General features: G+C 71.3%; 16 protein-coding genes, 2 pseudogenes and 1 riboswitch. Of the genes and pseudogenes, 12 read left to right on the top strand and 6 right to left on the bottom strand.

What is annotated here, in order from left to right; translation table 11 throughout:
• Window positions 1-5: 5 nt before the first annotated feature.
• From ACQP00_RS14120 to ACQP00_RS14110, 3 genes and pseudogenes are all read left to right on the top strand, one after another.
• Window positions 6-203: pseudogene (locus ACQP00_RS14120) on the top strand (DUF1295 domain-containing protein); the annotation flags it as partial.
• A gap of 107 nt (window positions 204-310) precedes the next feature.
• Window positions 311-748, top strand: coding sequence for a DUF1295 domain-containing protein (locus ACQP00_RS14115; RefSeq protein WP_433219040.1), 438 nt, complete (start codon window positions 311-313; stop codon window positions 746-748).
• Window positions 735-1,598, top strand: a complete 864-nt coding sequence (locus ACQP00_RS14110) for an acyl-CoA thioesterase (RefSeq protein WP_433219038.1) — start codon at window positions 735-737, stop codon at window positions 1,596-1,598. The genes ACQP00_RS14115 and ACQP00_RS14110 overlap by 14 nt, the downstream gene beginning before the upstream one ends.
• Before the next feature lie 176 nt (window positions 1,599-1,774).
• Here ACQP00_RS14110 and cysS read toward each other — a convergent pair whose 3' ends face one another.
• Window positions 1,775-3,259 carry a cysteine--tRNA ligase gene (gene cysS, locus ACQP00_RS14105; protein WP_433219036.1) on the bottom strand — a complete coding sequence of 495 codons (1,485 nt, stop codon included), beginning with the start codon at window positions 3,257-3,259 and terminating at the stop codon, window positions 1,775-1,777.
• 27 nt (window positions 3,260-3,286) lie between these two features.
• Window positions 3,287-4,417: a SigB/SigF/SigG family RNA polymerase sigma factor gene (locus ACQP00_RS14100; RefSeq protein ID WP_433219034.1), complete on the bottom strand. Its 1,131-nt coding sequence runs from the start codon at window positions 4,415-4,417 to the stop codon at window positions 3,287-3,289.
• A 270-nt stretch (window positions 4,418-4,687) separates the two neighbouring features.
• Here ACQP00_RS14100 and ACQP00_RS14095 point away from each other — a divergent pair, with 270 nt between their 5' ends.
• From ACQP00_RS14095 to ACQP00_RS14070, 6 genes are all read left to right on the top strand, one after another.
• Window positions 4,688-5,491 carry a lysostaphin resistance A-like protein gene (locus ACQP00_RS14095; protein WP_433223852.1) on the top strand — a complete coding sequence of 268 codons (804 nt, stop codon included), beginning with the start codon at window positions 4,688-4,690 and terminating at the stop codon, window positions 5,489-5,491.
• A 250-nt stretch (window positions 5,492-5,741) separates the two neighbouring features.
• Complete coding sequence (locus tag ACQP00_RS14090) at window positions 5,742-6,902, top strand: sensor histidine kinase (protein WP_433219032.1); 1,161 nt, start codon at window positions 5,742-5,744, stop codon at window positions 6,900-6,902.
• Window positions 6,899-7,564 (top strand): response regulator, encoded by a 666-nt coding sequence (locus ACQP00_RS14085; RefSeq protein ID WP_433219030.1) that lies wholly within the window; start codon window positions 6,899-6,901, stop codon window positions 7,562-7,564. The genes ACQP00_RS14090 and ACQP00_RS14085 overlap by 4 nt, the downstream gene beginning before the upstream one ends.
• 253 nt (window positions 7,565-7,817) lie before the next feature.
• On the top strand, window positions 7,818-9,092 hold the full coding sequence (locus ACQP00_RS14080; protein WP_433219028.1) for a condensation domain-containing protein: 1,275 nt from the start codon (window positions 7,818-7,820) through the stop codon (window positions 9,090-9,092).
• A gap of 13 nt (window positions 9,093-9,105) precedes the next feature.
• Window positions 9,106-10,179: an LLM class flavin-dependent oxidoreductase gene (locus tag ACQP00_RS14075; RefSeq protein WP_433219026.1), complete on the top strand. Its 1,074-nt coding sequence runs from the start codon at window positions 9,106-9,108 to the stop codon at window positions 10,177-10,179.
• 1 nt (window position 10,180) lies between these two features.
• Window positions 10,181-10,663 (top strand): hypothetical protein, encoded by a 483-nt coding sequence (locus ACQP00_RS14070; protein ID WP_433219024.1) that lies wholly within the window; start codon window positions 10,181-10,183, stop codon window positions 10,661-10,663.
• Here the strand turns inward: ACQP00_RS14070 and ACQP00_RS14065 are convergent.
• Complete coding sequence (locus ACQP00_RS14065) at window positions 10,660-11,484, bottom strand: SDR family oxidoreductase (RefSeq protein WP_433219022.1); 825 nt, start codon at window positions 11,482-11,484, stop codon at window positions 10,660-10,662. The two genes, ACQP00_RS14070 and ACQP00_RS14065, sit on opposite strands and share 4 nt — an antisense overlap.
• 64 nt (window positions 11,485-11,548) lie before the next feature.
• Between ACQP00_RS14065 and ACQP00_RS14060 the strand changes: the two genes are divergently transcribed.
• Entirely contained in the window at window positions 11,549-11,947 is a 399-nt protein-coding gene (locus ACQP00_RS14060; RefSeq protein ID WP_433219020.1) for a winged helix-turn-helix transcriptional regulator, read from the top strand.
• A 45-nt stretch (window positions 11,948-11,992) separates the two neighbouring features.
• Here ACQP00_RS14060 and ACQP00_RS14055 read toward each other — a convergent pair whose 3' ends face one another.
• Complete coding sequence (locus ACQP00_RS14055; protein ID WP_433219019.1) at window positions 11,993-12,487, bottom strand: YcxB family protein; 495 nt, start codon at window positions 12,485-12,487, stop codon at window positions 11,993-11,995.
• 186 nt (window positions 12,488-12,673) lie between these two features.
• Window positions 12,674-13,474 (bottom strand): SAM-dependent methyltransferase, encoded by an 801-nt coding sequence (locus ACQP00_RS14050; protein WP_433219017.1) that lies wholly within the window; start codon window positions 13,472-13,474, stop codon window positions 12,674-12,676.
• Window positions 13,475-13,520: 46 nt separating this feature from the next.
• Window positions 13,521-13,585, top strand: a riboswitch (guanidine-III (ykkC-III) riboswitch).
• Window positions 13,586-13,607: 22 nt separating this feature from the next.
• Between ACQP00_RS14050 and ACQP00_RS14045 the strand changes: the two genes are divergently transcribed.
• Together ACQP00_RS14045 and ACQP00_RS14040 are read left to right on the top strand one after the other, a co-directional pair.
• On the top strand, window positions 13,608-13,922 hold the full coding sequence (locus tag ACQP00_RS14045) for a DMT family transporter (RefSeq protein ID WP_433219016.1): 315 nt from the start codon (window positions 13,608-13,610) through the stop codon (window positions 13,920-13,922).
• 124 nt (window positions 13,923-14,046) lie between these two features.
• On the top strand, window positions 14,047-14,292 hold the full coding sequence (locus ACQP00_RS14040) for a DUF397 domain-containing protein (protein WP_433219014.1): 246 nt from the start codon (window positions 14,047-14,049) through the stop codon (window positions 14,290-14,292).
• Here ACQP00_RS14040 and ACQP00_RS14035 read toward each other — a convergent pair.
• A pseudogene (locus ACQP00_RS14035) lies at window positions 14,203-14,819 on the bottom strand (DUF6082 family protein). The gene ACQP00_RS14040 and the pseudogene ACQP00_RS14035 sit on opposite strands and share 90 nt — an antisense overlap.
• Window positions 14,820-15,085: the final 266 nt, after the last annotated feature.

Here is a 15,085-nt window from a genome sequence, read left to right as displayed (position 1 = left end):
TCGTGATGGCCTTGACGATGGCGTACGCGCTGCGCCGGGGTGAGCAGTCCATCGTGGACACGGTGTGGGGACTCGGCTTCGTCGTCGTCGCCGCCGTGTCGTTCTTCCTCTCGGCCGGCCACGGCGACGGGCGGCAGCGGTGGGTGACCCTGGCGTTGACAGCGGTGTGGGGCGTGCGGCTCGGCGCCTACATCTACGCGCGCAACCGGGGCAAGGGCGAGGACCCGCGGTACGCGGCCCTGCTCCGGCACAATCAGGGGAAGCTGGTGCCGTACGTCATCCGGACCATCACTGGCCGCAGGGCGCCATCATGTGGGTCGTCTCGCTCCCGGTCCAGGTGGCCATGTACGTCGCCGAGCCGATCCCGGTGCTGCTGTGGGCCGGCGTCGCGGTCTGGGCGATCGGCTTCGCGTTCGAGGCGGTCGGCGACGCGCAGCTGGCGAGCTTCAGGCGCGACCCGGCCAACACCGGCCGGCTGATGGACCGCGGCCTGTGGGCCTGGACCCGGCACCCCAACTACTTCGGCGACTCCGTCGTGTGGACCGGGCTGTTCCTGCTCGCCTGCTCGCACTGGGTCGGCCTGCTGAGCATCGTCGGCCCCGCGCTGATGACCCACATGCTGGTGAACAAAAGCGGCAAGGCCCTGCTGGAGCGGCGGATGAGCCGCAAACGGGGCCCGGAGTACGCCGAGTACGTGGCCCGCACCAGCGGCTTCTTCCCGCGTCCGCCGCGCCGTGGGACAGCATGACGTACCGGACCTGCTGGAAGTTTTGAACCTCCGGCAGGTCGCACCGTCCACATTCGAGGGTAGCAACGCCGCCCTGGACCTGCCCCGCGTCTTCGGCGGCCAGCTCGCCGCCCAGGCCCTGGTCGCCGCCGCCCGCACGGTGCCGGCGGCGCAGGTCCCGCAGTCGCTGCACGCCACGTTCCTGCGCCCCGGCCTGCCCCCGGCGCCGAACCGGTTCGCGGTCGAGCACGTCCGCGACGGCCGCACCCGCTCGACCCGCTCGGTCGCGATCACCCAGCACGGCCGCGAAGTGGTCCGGCTGACGGCCGCATTCGGCGCCCCGTCGAGCGGTGTCACGCACCAGACCCCGCCACCGGACGCGGGCAAGCCGGAGGACGCCCCGACCCTGCACGAGACCATCGCCGACGAGGGCGGCCTGACGGGCCTGTGGACCGGCTTCGACGCCGTGGAGCTCCGCGTGGCCCCGACCCCCGCGGGCCCGCCGTCACGCGGCCTGGTCTGGATGCGCGCGGCGGGCGCCCTGCCCGACGATCCCGTCGTGCACGCGGCGGTCCTCTGTTACGCCAGCGACCTGACCCTGCTGTCGGCCGCTCTGGTACCGCACGGTCTCCGCCTCGGCCGCGAACGCGACCACAGCCACGCGTGGGACACGGTGTCGCTGGACCACGCCCTGTGGTTCCACCACATCTCGCGCGCCGACGAGTGGTTCCTGTTCGACCAGCACTCGCCGGTCGCCTCCCACGGCCGCGCGCTCGGCACCGCCCACGTGTACGACGGCACCGGCGAACTGGTCGCCACCGTCACGCAAGAAGGCCTACTCGTCGCCGAGCCGCTGCCGGACGGCCTTTAACACCGGCCCAGTGCCGGGTGCAGACCACGGCGGCGCGGGCGATGTCGTCGGCGTTGAACGCGCCCCGGCCCCACTCCTCGCCGGCCAACTCGTCGCCGGGCCGCTGGCGGACCGCCTCCAGCACCGGTCCGTCGGCGGTGGCGACCACGTGGTCGCCACCGTCACGCAAAAGGGGCCTACTCCTCGTCGTCGAGCCGCTGGCGGACGGCCTCCAGCACCGGTCCGTCGGCGGTGTCGACCACGCGCCAGCCGGCGGCGGCGATCTCGTCGCGGATGCGGTCGGACTCGGCCCAGGCGCGGCGCTTTCGGGCGTCCTCGCGCTGGGCGAGCAGGTCGCGCAGCTCCTCGTCCACCGTGGACACCTCGGTGCGGCCGTCCAGCTCGGCCGGGTCGAGCGTGTCCAAGCTCAGGCCGAGGACGGTTTCGGCCGCCGCCAGTAGTACCGTCGCATCGCCTTCTGGAAGTTCTTCGGCGCGCAGCGCGGTGGTCAGGTCGGCCAGCGCGCGCGGGGTGTTGAGGTCGTCGGACAGCGCCTCGTCCAGGCGGTGCAGGGCGGCGCGGCCGGCTTCGGTGGTCATCGCGTCGAGGGCGGCGGTCAGGGTCGGGATGGCGGGCAGCGGGCGCAGGGGCTGAGCGCGGCCCAGCAGCCGGCGCAGGGCCGATGAGGCGGCCCGCACGGCGGCGTCGGTCAGCTCGAGCTGGCTGCGATAGGTGGCCGTGAGCAGGAAGTAGCGGTAGGCCAGCGGGTGCAGGCCGTCGTCCACCAGATCCTGCAGGAGCGGGGCGCCGCCCTCGGACTTGGCGACCTTGCGGTTGCGCAGCAGGACGAACTCGTTGTGCAGCCACAGCGGGACCCAGGGGCGGCCGGCGCCGAGGTACGCCTCGCTCTGCGCGATCTCGTTCACGTGGTGGATCTCGCGGTGGTCGACGCCGCCGGTGTGGATGTCGAAGTGCTCGCCGAGCAGGTCCATGCTCATCACCGAGCACTCCAGGTGCCAGCCGGGCACGCCGGGGCCCCACGGGGATTCCCAGCGCATGACCCGGCGCTGGCCGGGGGCCTCGGTGCGCCAGACGGCGAAGTCGGCCTTGTTGCGCTTCCCGGGTACGGTCTCCAGCCGCGCCCCCTCGCGCTGGCCCTCCATCGAGATCTGGGCCAGGGTGCCGTAGCCGGGCGAGCGGGCGGTGTCGAAGTAGAGGCCGCTGTCGAGTTGATACGTGAAACCGTCCGCATCGAGCTTGCGGGCGAAGTCGATCATCTGCGGTACATAGTCGGAGGCCCGGGGCAGGTCGGACGGGGTCCGGACGTTCAGCCTCGCGATGTCGCGCAGGTAGGCCTCGGTGTAGTGGGCGGTGACCTCCCGCACCGACTTGAGCTCGCGCTTGGCGGCCGCCTCGACCTTGTCCTCGCCCAGGTCGCTCTCGCCGACCGTGTGGCCGACGTCGGTGATGTTGACGACCTGGCGGACGCGCAGGCCCTTCCACTCCAGCACCCGGCGCAGGGTGTCGCTGAAGACGTACGGGCGCATGTTGCCCAGGTGCGCGTAGGAGTACACGGTGGGACCGCACGTGTAGATGCCGACCTCGCCGGCGACGAGCGGGCGCAGCGGCTCCGCCTGCCGGGTGAGCGAGTTGTACAGCATGATGGGTGCACCGTCGGCCATGACCGAAAACGGTACCAACGGCTCCGATCAGGCGTTCAGATGGCGTCGCAGGAAGTCCAGGGCGTGGGCGAGCAGGCGGGACACGTGCATCTGGGACAGCCCGACGGCGGCGGCGATCTCCGACTGGGTGTGGTTGCCGTAGAAGCGCAGTGCCAGGATGCGCTGCTCCCGCTCCGGCAGCCGGGCGATCAGGCGGCGCAGCGCCTCCTGGTGCTCGACCAGGTCGTACTCGGGCTCGTCGACGCCGACGGTCTCGGCCACCGTCACCTCCGGCTCCGAACCCGTGTGGGTCGGCGCCTCCAGCGACAGCGGGCGCAGCATCCGGGCCGCCACGATCAGCTCGGCGACCTCCCGCTCCGCCACGCCCAGATAGGCCGCCAGCTCGGCGATCACCGGCGGGCGGCGCAGCTGCTGGGTGAGCTCGTCGCGCGCCCGTTGCAGCCGGATGCGCAGGTCCTGCAGGCGGCGGGGGACGCGCACGCCCGAGGTACGGTCGCGGAAGTACCGCTTGAGCTCCCCGATGATCGTCGGGGTCGCGTAGGCCCCGAAGTCGACGCCGTGCTCGGGGTCGAAGCCGTCCACCGCCTTGACCAGCCCGAGCGCGGCCACCTGCATCAGGTCGCCGCGCGCGTCCGGCGGCCCGTAACGGCGGGCCATCCGCCGCGCCGCGGGCAGGCAGGCCTCGACGACGGCGTTGCGGGCCCGCAGCCGCTGCGGGTCGGACGGGTCCAGCTCCCGGAACCGGCGCACCAGCTCGATCACCTCGGCCGGGAACTGCCCGGGCGGCGGCGGCAGCTCGCTGAGGATGATCGGCTCGCGTTGTCGCTCGTCGACCGGCCAGTCAAGCTCGTCGTAGGCGCGTAACCGCTTGGCCGCCCCGACGATCTCCAGCGCGGCCAGGACGGTCCCGTTCGTCCCGGCCAGGCGCACACAGGCACCGTGCTGCTCGGCGCGGCGGCGCACATACAGCAGCACCCGGATGGCCGCGGCGTCGATCAGCCGCAGCCGCCCAGCCTCCAGCACGATCTCGCGCCGCCCGGCGTCGAGCTGTGCGAACACAAGCTGGCGCAGGTACGGCGCGGTCGCGTAATCGGCCACCCCGGTCAGCTCGAACAGGCACCGCTCGCCGTCGGTCGACGAGAGCACAGACAGCTCCACAGTGCCATCGTGTGCTGGGAGGCTGCTCACAACTAGTCCGTGAAACGACGATTCGCCCGCAAGTTATACAGAGAGCGAACTGTCGATCCCTCTCCGGAGTGAAAGTTCGGCAAACCCGTAACCTGCGCTTGTCCCCCGAACGAGCTACACGAGGGTGCCCACCGCACGGTGACGCCCGGCCCCGCCCGCTCCACCTAGCGTCATCGATGTCATCTTCCGAAGGAGACAACGATGACCGAGACCCGGACGGTACCGGCGCGGCGGATCGGCCTGCGCCTGCTCGTGATGATCGCGGTGTTCGCGGTGGTGCTCGTGGCCTCGGCCGCGCTCAACCAGGCGGCGTCGGGCAACTTCGCCTTGGCCCTGATCTGCGGAGCCTCGACCGCGATTGGAGCCCTTTTCATGTACCGCCGGCTCGTCTCCACCTTGGAGAAGCGCCCGGTCACCGAGGCGGCCTGGTCCACCCTGGCCCCGCAGGTCCTCCGCTGGACGGCCGCCGGCATCGCCCTGTTCACGGTGACGATCGGACTGATCGCGCTCTTCGGCGGCTACCGCGTGGAGGGCTGGGGCTCCTTCTGGGCCATGCTCGCCACCCTGGGCACGATGATCGGCGCCGCGGTGGCCGAGGAGCTGCTGTTCCGCGGCGCCCTGTTCCGCCTGGTCGAGGAGTGGCTGGGCACCTGGGCGGCGCTGGCCGTGTCGGGCGTTCTGTTCGGCGCCCTGCACCTGCTGAACCCCGGCGCAACGGCGTGGGGCGCCCTGGCCATCGCGGCGGAGGCGGGCCTGATGCTGGGCGCGGCGTACACGGCGACCCGCTCACTGTGGGTCCCGATCGGGCTGCACCTGGGCTGGAACTTCGCCGAGTCAGGCCTCTTCGGCACGGTGGTCTCGGGCACCACGGGCACCCACGGCCTGCTGCGTGGCTCAGCCCCGGGCTCGGAGCTGATCAGCGGGGGCTCGTTCGGGCCGGAGGGAAGCGTGCTGGCAATCGTCGCGGGCGTGGCGGTGGCGGCATTGTTCCTGCGCCACGCATACCGGACCGGGCAAATCGTTCGCCGTGGAGGCCGGGGTTGAGCTAGTGGGCTTCCCCTAAAACAAGAAATCCTCCTTCTTTCCAAATGCTCCTCCTGGACCACCGAATGATGACCACGACGAACCCGGCTCCTGAATCTACGGTCTGAACCACCGAACGGTAACCAAAGTCGTCTGCGGGACCACGCTAATACATTCCGGTCGCGCCAGAGCCGCAGCAGTGCGTCAGAAGAGGCACGACAGGTGGAAGGACAGGCGAACGACGATGGCGGACGGTCGCTACGCTGCGGGCGTGTTGCGTCTGGCCGCCCCGAGCCGTGGCGCCCTGGTCTGGTGGCGCGAGCGCAGTGTCGTGGTGCGCGACGGGGCGTTCGGGGTCCTGCTGGCGGTGCTGGCGTTTCTGCCGCCGCTGCCGCCGTACGGGACGCGGCTCGGCGAGCTGCCGCACCGGCCCATCGACGTGCTTGCTGTGGCCGCTGCCCTGGCGCAGACGTTGCCGTTGGCGTGGCGGCGGAAGTGGCCGGCGGGGGTGCTGGCGGTGGCGGTGGCCGGCTTCGCGGTACAAGAGCTGCGGGGTTATCCGACGTTTGCCGGGGCCGGGCTGCTCGTCGCCCTCTGGAGTGCGGCGGCGCACCAGGAGCGGCACCGGGCGTGGATGACGGGGGCGACCGTCGCCGCGTATGTCGGGCTGGCGGTGGGGCTGCACGCCGCCGGGTCGGGTGCGCAACCGCAGGACTTCGTGTTGTTCTTCCTGCTCGTGGCGCTCGGGTGGGCGGCCGGGGCGCGGTTGCGGCAGTGGCGGATCGCCGAGGACGAGCGGCGCCGGGCCACCGCCGCGGCGGCGCGGGCCGGGGAGCGGGCCCGGATCGCGCGGGAGTTGCACGACGTGATCACCCACCACGTTACCGCGATGGTGGTGCAGGCGGATGCCGCCCAGTTCGCGCCGGCGAAGGCGAGCTCGAACCTGGAGGCGATCAGCGGCACCGGGCGGCGGGCCTTGAGCGAGCTGCGGGACCTGCTCGGGGTGCTGGACCCGGACCGGATCGCGCCGCGGGGCGAGCTGCCGACGCTCGCGGCGCTCGGCGATCTCGTGGCGCAGGCGCGGGGCGCGGGGCAGCCGGTCGAGCTCGTTGAGGAGGGCCAGCCGGGTGGGCTCGGGTCCGGGCGGGAGCTGGCCGCGTACCGGGTCGTGCAGGAGGCGCTCACCAATGTGCTCAAGTATGCGCCCGGGCGCGCGACGACCGTCCACCTCGCGCACCAGCGCGACGGGGTGCGCATCACGGTCGTGAACGAGGCCGGCGACCTTCCCGCGCGGGCGGTCGGCGGGTCCGGGCGGGGGCTGGACGGGCTGCGCGACCGCGTCGAGATCCTGGGTGGCGAGCTGACCGCCGGCCGCTCCCCCGACGGCGGCTTCACCGTGGCCGCCCGCATCCCGGCTGGAGACACCGCATGAGCATTCGGGTGCTCGTTTGTGACGATCAAGCGCTCGTTCGTACCGGCTTCGTCACCATCCTCGACGCGCAGGACGACCTCGACGTGGTCGGGGAGGCGAGCGATGGCCGCGCGGCCGTCGACCTGGCGCGCAGGCTGCGGCCCGACGTGGTCGTGATGGACATCCGGATGCCGGTGCTGGACGGAATCGAGGCCACCCGCGAGCTCGCCGGGCCCGGGGTCGCCGATCCGGTCAAGACGCTCGTGGTGACCACGTTCAACCTGGACGAGTACGTGTTCCAGGCCCTGCGCGCCGGCGCCAGCGGGTTCCTGCTCAAGGATGCCACCCCGCAGCAGCTGATCGCGGGCGTGCGCACGGTCGCGGCCGGGGAGGCGCTGCTCGCGCCGGCAGTCACCCGGCAGCTCATCGGGCGGTTCGGCACCCGGGTCCGGCCCGCCGACCCCGCGACGGCGGCCGGGCAGCTGCTCGCGCCGCGGGAGCTGGAGGTGCTGCGGCTGATCGCGACCGGGCTGTCCAACGCCGAGATCGCGGCGACGCTCGTGATCAGTGCCGAGACCGTCAAGACGTACGTGTCGCGGATCCTGACGAAGCTGGATCTGCGCGACCGGGTGCAGGCGGTGGTGTACGCGTACCGGAACGGGCTGGCCGATCCGACGCAATGACGTCCGCGAATTTCAACGGCGTCGAACCCTATCATCACCCTCTATCTTGAAATGCTTACATGAATCGATGTCATTTGCATCCGTACCGTCGCTGAAGCCTTTGTGGCGCCGCTAAAGTCCGACCCATCGACCGACGCGGTGCCCGAAGGGAGGTCGACCATGAAGTCCGTTCGCACCCTCTGAGAATCCGTGGTATCGGGCCGGCGGCGAGCGCAAGCGCCGCCGGCCCCGACCGTTTCGAAGGAGCCGGCAAATGCGTCGCATCACCGTGGCATTCGCGGGTGAGGGGTCCGGCACCGGCGAGCTGACCTGGGGCCAGTTCGCGGCCTGGCGCTCGATGCAGGTGGTGCAGGCCGTGGAGTGGGCGGGCGGCACCATGCCCCTCGAACCGGGCACGACCGTCGACGGGATCGCGGAGCTGCTCGGGTTCATCATGAGCCGGCACCAGTCGCTGCGCACCCGGCTGCGCTTCGAGGACGCCACGCCTCTGCAGGACCTCGCGCCGGCCGGCGAGATCGTGCTCGAGGTGTTCGGGGCGGACAGCGATCCGAGCGCCATTCGCGCGCAGTACGAGTCGGCGCCCTGGGATCCGGTGACCGACTGGCCGGTGCGCATGGCGGTGATCGCTGACGGCGAGCGGGCGCTGCACCTGGTCGCGCTCTACTGCCACATGGTCATCGACGGGTACGGCTTCGAGGCACTCGTCGCCGATCTGGCCAACCTCGGCACCGACGCCCCGGTCGAGGGCATTCAGCCGCTCGAGCTCGCGCGGGCGCAGCAAGGGCGGGCGGCGCGGCGGCAGCACGATGCGTCGCTGCGGTACTGGGAGCGCCACCTGCGCGCCATCGAACCCCGCCGCTTTCCGCGGGCCCTGGAGCCGCAGCCGATGCGCTGGCAGGAGGCGACGCTGACCAGCCCGGCCACCGATCGCGCCGTGCACCTGCTCGCCGAGCGCACGAAGGTGCACAGCGGGACCGTGCTGCTGGCCGCGTACGCGGTGGTGCTGGCCCGGCTTTCCGGGCAGCCGGTCGGCGCGTTCCGGATCGTGGTGAGCAACCGCTTCCGGCCCGGGTTCGCGGCCTCGGTGAGCAATCTCGCGCAGGCCGGGCTGGCCGTGTTCGACGCGGGCGGGGACGCCGATTTCGACGAGGTCGTCGCGCGCGCCTGGAGTGCGCAACTCGCGGCCGGCATGCACGCCTACTACCACCCGCGCGACCTGTGGGCGCTCGTCGACCGGGTCGGCACCGAGCGCGGCGTGGAACTCGACACCATGTGCTACTTCAACGACCGCCGGCGCTCCGCCGCGCAGGCACCGCCCGCCGCCACGGGGCCGAGCACGCTGCGGTGGGGGCCGAGCTCCAACGAGTACGACGCGACCTGCTTCTTGCACGTCGACGCGGGAGGCGACGGGCTGGAGCTGACGTGGCGGGTCGACACCGCCGCCGTGTCGCCGGACATGCTCGAGGCGGGTCTGCGCGGCATCGAGCGGCTCACCGTCGACGCGGCTCATCTCTTGCCTATCGGTTGAGTATGATTAGGACGTGGCGAGCGAGTATCTTTGGTACATCCCGAACGAGGCTCGACCCGGGCACCGGGGCGATGACGTCGTGGACGGCCACAACAGCCTGGACACCCTGACCGCGCAGGCCCAGGCCATTGAGGCTCATGGCTGGGGCGGGGCACTGCTCGGCGCCGGCTGGGGGCGGCCCGACACGTTCACGGTCGCCGCGGCGCTCGCCGCCCGGACCACGACGTTCAAGCCGCTGATCGCCGTCCGGCCCGGGTACTGGCACCCCGCGCACTTCGCGGCGGCCGCGGCCACGCTCGACCACCTCACCGGCGGTCGCGTGCTGGTCAACGTCGTCTCGGGGACGGACGACCTGGCCGCGTACGGCGACGACGAGACCGACCGCGCTCGCCGCTACGCCCGCACGGCCGAGTTCCTGCAGCTCGTGCGCCGGCTGTGGACGCGGGAGCACGTGACGTACCACGGCGGGCATTTCAGGGTGGCCGATTCGACCCTGGCGGTGCGCAACGAGTCGCGCCACCCGCGGCTGTATTTCGGCGGCGCGTCGGAAGCGGCCGAGCGGGTCGCCGCGCTCGAGGCCGACGTCCAGCTGTTCTGGGGCGAGCCGCTGGACGCGGTGCGGGCCCGCATCGAACGGCTGCGCGCGCTCGCGGACGAGCTGGGCCGGGAGCACGCGCCGCTCGAGTTCGGGCTGCGCGTCACGACGCTGGTGCGCGACACGGCGGCGGAGGCGTGGGCGGAGGCCGAGCAGCGGATCGCCCGGATGGCCGCGGCCGCCGTCACCCGCGACGCGAACTGGGACAGCGCCGTCGGCCAGCACCGGCTGCAGGAGCTCGCGGCGCGCGGCGACGTGCTCGACGACAACCTTTTCACGGCTCCGGCCCGGGTCGGCGGCAGCGGGGCGGGCAGCACCTGGCTCGTCGGATCGCCGGCCGACGTGGCGCGGTCGCTGCACCGGTACCGCGAGCTGGGCATCACCCACTTCGTGCTCTCCGACACGCCGTACCTGCCGGAGATCGCGCGCCAGGGCCGGCAGTTGCTGCCGCTGCTGCGGGAACCGGCCGCGCCCGGTGCGCGTCTGCCTTGACGTGAGGATGCTGCTGATCGCCGTACTGGCGGAGGCTCTGTTGTCCGGATGCATGCTGCCCGCCGGACCGGTGCAGTCCGGCGGTGGTGCGGCGGCGCCGTTGCGCGGGTTCGCGGTGTCGGTCGACGAGGCGCTCGCCCCGCGCGTGCCGTCGGTGCAGCTGCGGGTGTGCGGCGGCTGGGGCTGCGACGAGCTCGACGTGCCGCTGATGATTTCGGGACAGATGAGCCCGCTCCCGTGTACGTCCGACACGTGCGGGGCGGTGCGGCTCCCGTCCTCCGGCCCGGGGTACGGCTACGCGCCGGTGCCCAGGCTCACGATGGATGCGGTGACCGTGACCGTGACCGCTCCCCTGGTGAGCGACGCGCCGGTCACCGTGCGCCCGACCGGCGTGTGCCCCGGGACCGCGAGCGCGTGCGCGGACCCCACCCCGCAGGGTGAGATCCGCGTCGCCGCCGACGGAACGGTCAGCCAGTCCCGCTAGCGGGTGGCCGCCGCGAACGCTTCGATGTGCTCGGTCACCCACTCGCGGTACGTGCGCGCCGGCGCGCCGGTCACCTCCTCGACGGTCGTGGTGTGCAGCGGCGGCGTGCGCCGGGCCCGGTCCTCCAGCACGGCGTCGACGAACGCGGCCGGCATCCAGGCGAGCATCCGCGCCCGGTCCTCCTCGACCGTGCCCTCGTCCCAGCGCAGGTCGCGGCCGAGGACCTCGCCGATGACCGGGACGAGCTCGGCCGGGGTGCGGATCTCCGGGCCGGTGAGCACATAGCGGCGGCCGAGGTGCTCGTCGCCGGTCATCGCGCGCACCGCCACGGCGGCGATGTCGCGCTCGTGGATGAGCGTCGTCGGAACGTCACCGTGCGCGCCGCGAACGACATCGCCCGCGCGAATCTGCGGGACCCATTCCAGGGTGTTGGCCGCGAACTGCGCGGCTCGCAGAAACGTCCATTCGAGGCCGGTCGCCCGGATCAGCTCCTCGATGCCGTGGTGCAGCGCGGCTACCGGGCCGTCCGCGGCGGCCGAGGACAGGAACACCACCCGGCGGGCGTGCTTCGCCTCGGCGATGGCGGCGACGACCGGCGGGGCCGCGTCGAGGGGCAGCGCGCGCCACAGCAGGAACACGGTTTCGACGCCGTCGAGCGCCTTCGCGAGGGTGTCGGGTTCGGTCAGGTCGCCGGGCACCGAGTCGATTCCCGCCGCAATGGTACGGGCAAATGCCCGCACCTCCTCGCCCGCATTCCGAAGCTCCGCCACGACATGGCGCCCGACGTTGCCGGTGGCGCCGATTACGAGGTTCGTCGTCATGCGGCCCACGCTAGGCAGCCGGGCTATCTTCTGGATAGCTCATACCTCGGGGTAAGCTCAGGTCGTGACGGTAGGGGTCGAGTCCGGGCCGGGTGCCGGCGGGTTCCCGGGTGACGTATTCAACAGCGCCTGCCCGGGGCGCGCGGTGTTCGACCATGTGACGAGCCGCTGGGGCATGCTCATCCTGGCGACCCTGCACGAGGGGCCGCTGCGCTTCTTCGAGCTGCGCGACCGGATCGGCGGCATCACCGAGAAGATGCTGTCGCAGACCTTGCGCACGCTGGTCCGCGACGGGTTGATCGGGCGCGAGGTGCGGGCGACGGCGCCGCCGAGCGTGACGTACCGGCTGACGCCCTTGGGCCACGGCCTGGCCGAGCGGCTGCTGGTGATCGTCGGCTGGATCCGCGGCAACGTGGACGAGATCCTGGCGGCGCAGGCCCGCCACGACGCCGGCCCGGCTTAGACCGGCGTCGGCCTTTGCGCCGGCCCGGCGCGACGCCGGCCCGGCCTAGACGGGCAGCAGGCCGTTTTTGGCCATGAAGGTGCGCAGCGTTGCGTCCTGGTCGGGTGACATCAGGGTGCGTGGGATGACCGTGGCCGGGATGCGTCCGACGTAGACGATCCAGAACTCGGGCGTCTCCGCGACCCGCGACACGCCGTCCCAGGCGATGCCGCCCTGCTCGGTGCCGCTGCGCATCTGGATGTTGTCGTCGGTGATGTCGTACGCGCCCTCGACCGCGTACTTGCCGGACTTGCGCTTGGCGTTGAGGCGGACCCACGGCGCGTACAGCATGGACAGGCCGCCGCCGATGATCAGCGCGAAGTACAGCTGCTCGAGCTGCGTGCCGAAGCCGGCCACCCGCGACGCGGCCAGCCCGATGATCCCGAGCGCGAGCAGCACGGCACCGATGTTCGTGAACTTGCGCAACCGCGCGGCGCTGAGCACGGCGGCCACGCGGCCCGGATAGCCGGGGTCGGCCGGCACGTCGAATCGGATCTGCACCCCAGCACGATAATGCGCTACCGCGCCGCTACGGAAAACCTACCGCGCGTGATTCGGCCCGATCGATCCGTTGATCTCGCGTTCGGGGCGCCTCTACGCTTCCGATGGCCGCCGGCCCGGGCGGTTTCCGGGGACTCGCCGCGCTCCACCGCGGCGAGTTCCTTTCAAAGCTTGGTTGCTCTCTTTTTATCGCTTGGTTGCTACAACTCCGACGATGCCCAGGTCCTTGCTGACAGGCCGCGGCGCATCCGAGTCGTCGGGATGCCAGTCGGCGACCGGCACGATGCCCGGCTCGACAAGCTCCAGCCCGCGGAGGTACTCCCCCAGCCTCGCCCGCGACCGCGCCCGCACATCGGTCCCCCGGGCGGCGAACATCTTCTCGTACGCCGCGATCCCGTCAGCGTCGCTGAAGTCCATCGTCCCGTGACTGAGCACCACGTAGCTCCCGGGCGCAAGCGCGTCGACGAGCGTCCGCACGGTGTGCTCGACCTGCGCGTCATCGTGCACGAAGTGCAGCAGCGCCACGAGCAGCAGCCCGACGGGCTGCCCCAGATCGATCGTCTCGGCCAGCTCCTTGCGCCCGAGGATCACCTCCGGCTCGCGAGCATCGGCCTCGAGATAGCTCGTCCGCCCCCGCGGATCCCCGACGAGCAACGCCTGCGCGTGCATCATCACGATCGGATCGTTGTCGACGTACACCACCCTGGCCTCGGGCGCCACACCCTGCGCGACCTCATGCGTGTTCCCGGGCGCCGGCAGCCCGGTCCCGATGTCGAGGAACTGCCGGACCCCGGCCTCGGCGACATGGCGCACCGCCCGCCGCAGAAACGCCCGGTTGGCCCGAGCCAGCTCCACCACCGCCGGAAACGCCTTCGCGATAGCGTCCCCCGACTCCCGATCGGCGGCGAAATGGTCCTTCCCGCCGAGCCAGTAGCTGTACCGCCGCGCTGGGTGCGGCACCGACGTGTCGATCCGGGTGCTGTCCATCACCATGGAAGCTAATGGATCGACCCTTTTGATGGCTATACTGAACGTGACGCCGCGCTCGCGGCCGTCCCGGACGAGTGGAGTCGTACCCGGCCTGACAAGACGACCACACGATTGGTTCGGTGTGTTCGTCATGGCCTGGATCGTCCTCGTCATCTCTGGCCTGTTCGAGTCGGTGTGGGCGATCGCCCTCAGCCGCACCGCGGGCTTCACCCGCCCCGTCCCCACGGTCGTGTTCGCCGTGGGCCTCGTGATCAGCATGGTCGGCCTCGGGTACGCCCTGCGCTCCATCCCGATCGGCACGGGCTACGCGGTCTGGGTGGGGATCGGCGCCGTGGGCACCGCGCTGGCCGGCATGCTGTTCCTCGGCGAGTCGGCCACCGTGATGCGCCTGCTCTGCCTCCTCCTGGTCGTCGCCGGCGTCATCGGCCTCAAGGTCTTCCACTAAAAGTCGATCACCTATATCGTGCGACTCGCCCGCCCAGCCACGTCCAGAACAACGGCTCGCCGACCCGCTATGGTTGGCGTCCGATGTCCGGTTTGGGTGAGTTAATCCTTTCAGTGGAGGAGCAGTGCAGTTGCGCCCCAATCGTTCGGCATGGCGTCGCGCGTCGAGCTGCGTAAGTGAGCACAATTGCGTCGAGTTCTCGAATTCCGGCAGCACCGTCGGAGTGCGGGACTCCGTCATCCCCGACGTCGCCTTGACGTTCGCCGCAGCGGACTGGCGATCATTCCTCGGCGCCGTAAAAGACGGTTCGCTCGACGGGCACCATGGACTCATGGGCACGGGCGGGCGGCCCTTTCTTGATGGCGCATAGGTATTCTTCGTTGACAATGGCACGGAAGCGGTCCCGGCGGGGCCAGCGCCGCTGCGGGTCGTGCCAGTCGCCGTTGCGCTCCCAGTACATGCGGGGCACCTCGGAGTCGAAGTAGGCGACGAGCAGCACGCGGAGTTCCCGCTCGTTGAGGATGCGGTCCTCCCAGGCGAACTCCCAGTTCAGCACCACGAAGCCGGCGTAGAAGAACAGCCGTTCGTCCACATGGGACGGTGCGAAGCGGGGCCCCAGCACTGCGCGTACGCGGGCTCCCGCATGCACATCAGCACCGTCTCACGGATCCGATGCCGATGCTCGGCCCGCCGCGTACGACTGAAGGTGTTGCGCTGCACGAGAAGCGACGCCGACACGACGATCAGCGCGGCCGTCGACAGCAGTGCCGACGCGGGTCCGTAAGCCTGGCCGATGTCCCCGAGGCGCGACCAGTCGCGGCTGTCGTCGTACAGCGAATAGATCAGCAGCGGCGACAGGACGACCGCGTAGAACGCCGCGGCGACAGCGGCCAGCATCCCCGCCGCGAGCAACATCTTCGAGAGCACTCGCGCCGCGCCGTCGAGGTCCATCGCCTTCTGGGCTGCCATACCGCCCCCTCGCCGCATGCAACCGTTGTCTTGCAGTATCGCCGAGCGCGGGTACAAATCGTCGATTCATTCACGTCGCAGTAATAAGTGCCATATCGCTATCGGGGAGACGGCGAAACGTCGCCTCACACTGCCATTCGCTGTGCGATTTCCCGCTCGTCCCCGGCCCGGGGCTCTATCTTGCCCTGCGGGTG

This window comes from Dactylosporangium sp. CS-047395, from assembly GCF_050942185.1.
Taxonomy (GTDB): domain Bacteria; phylum Actinomycetota; class Actinomycetes; order Mycobacteriales; family Micromonosporaceae; genus Dactylosporangium.
This window is presented reverse-complemented; position numbering and strand designations above follow the sequence as displayed.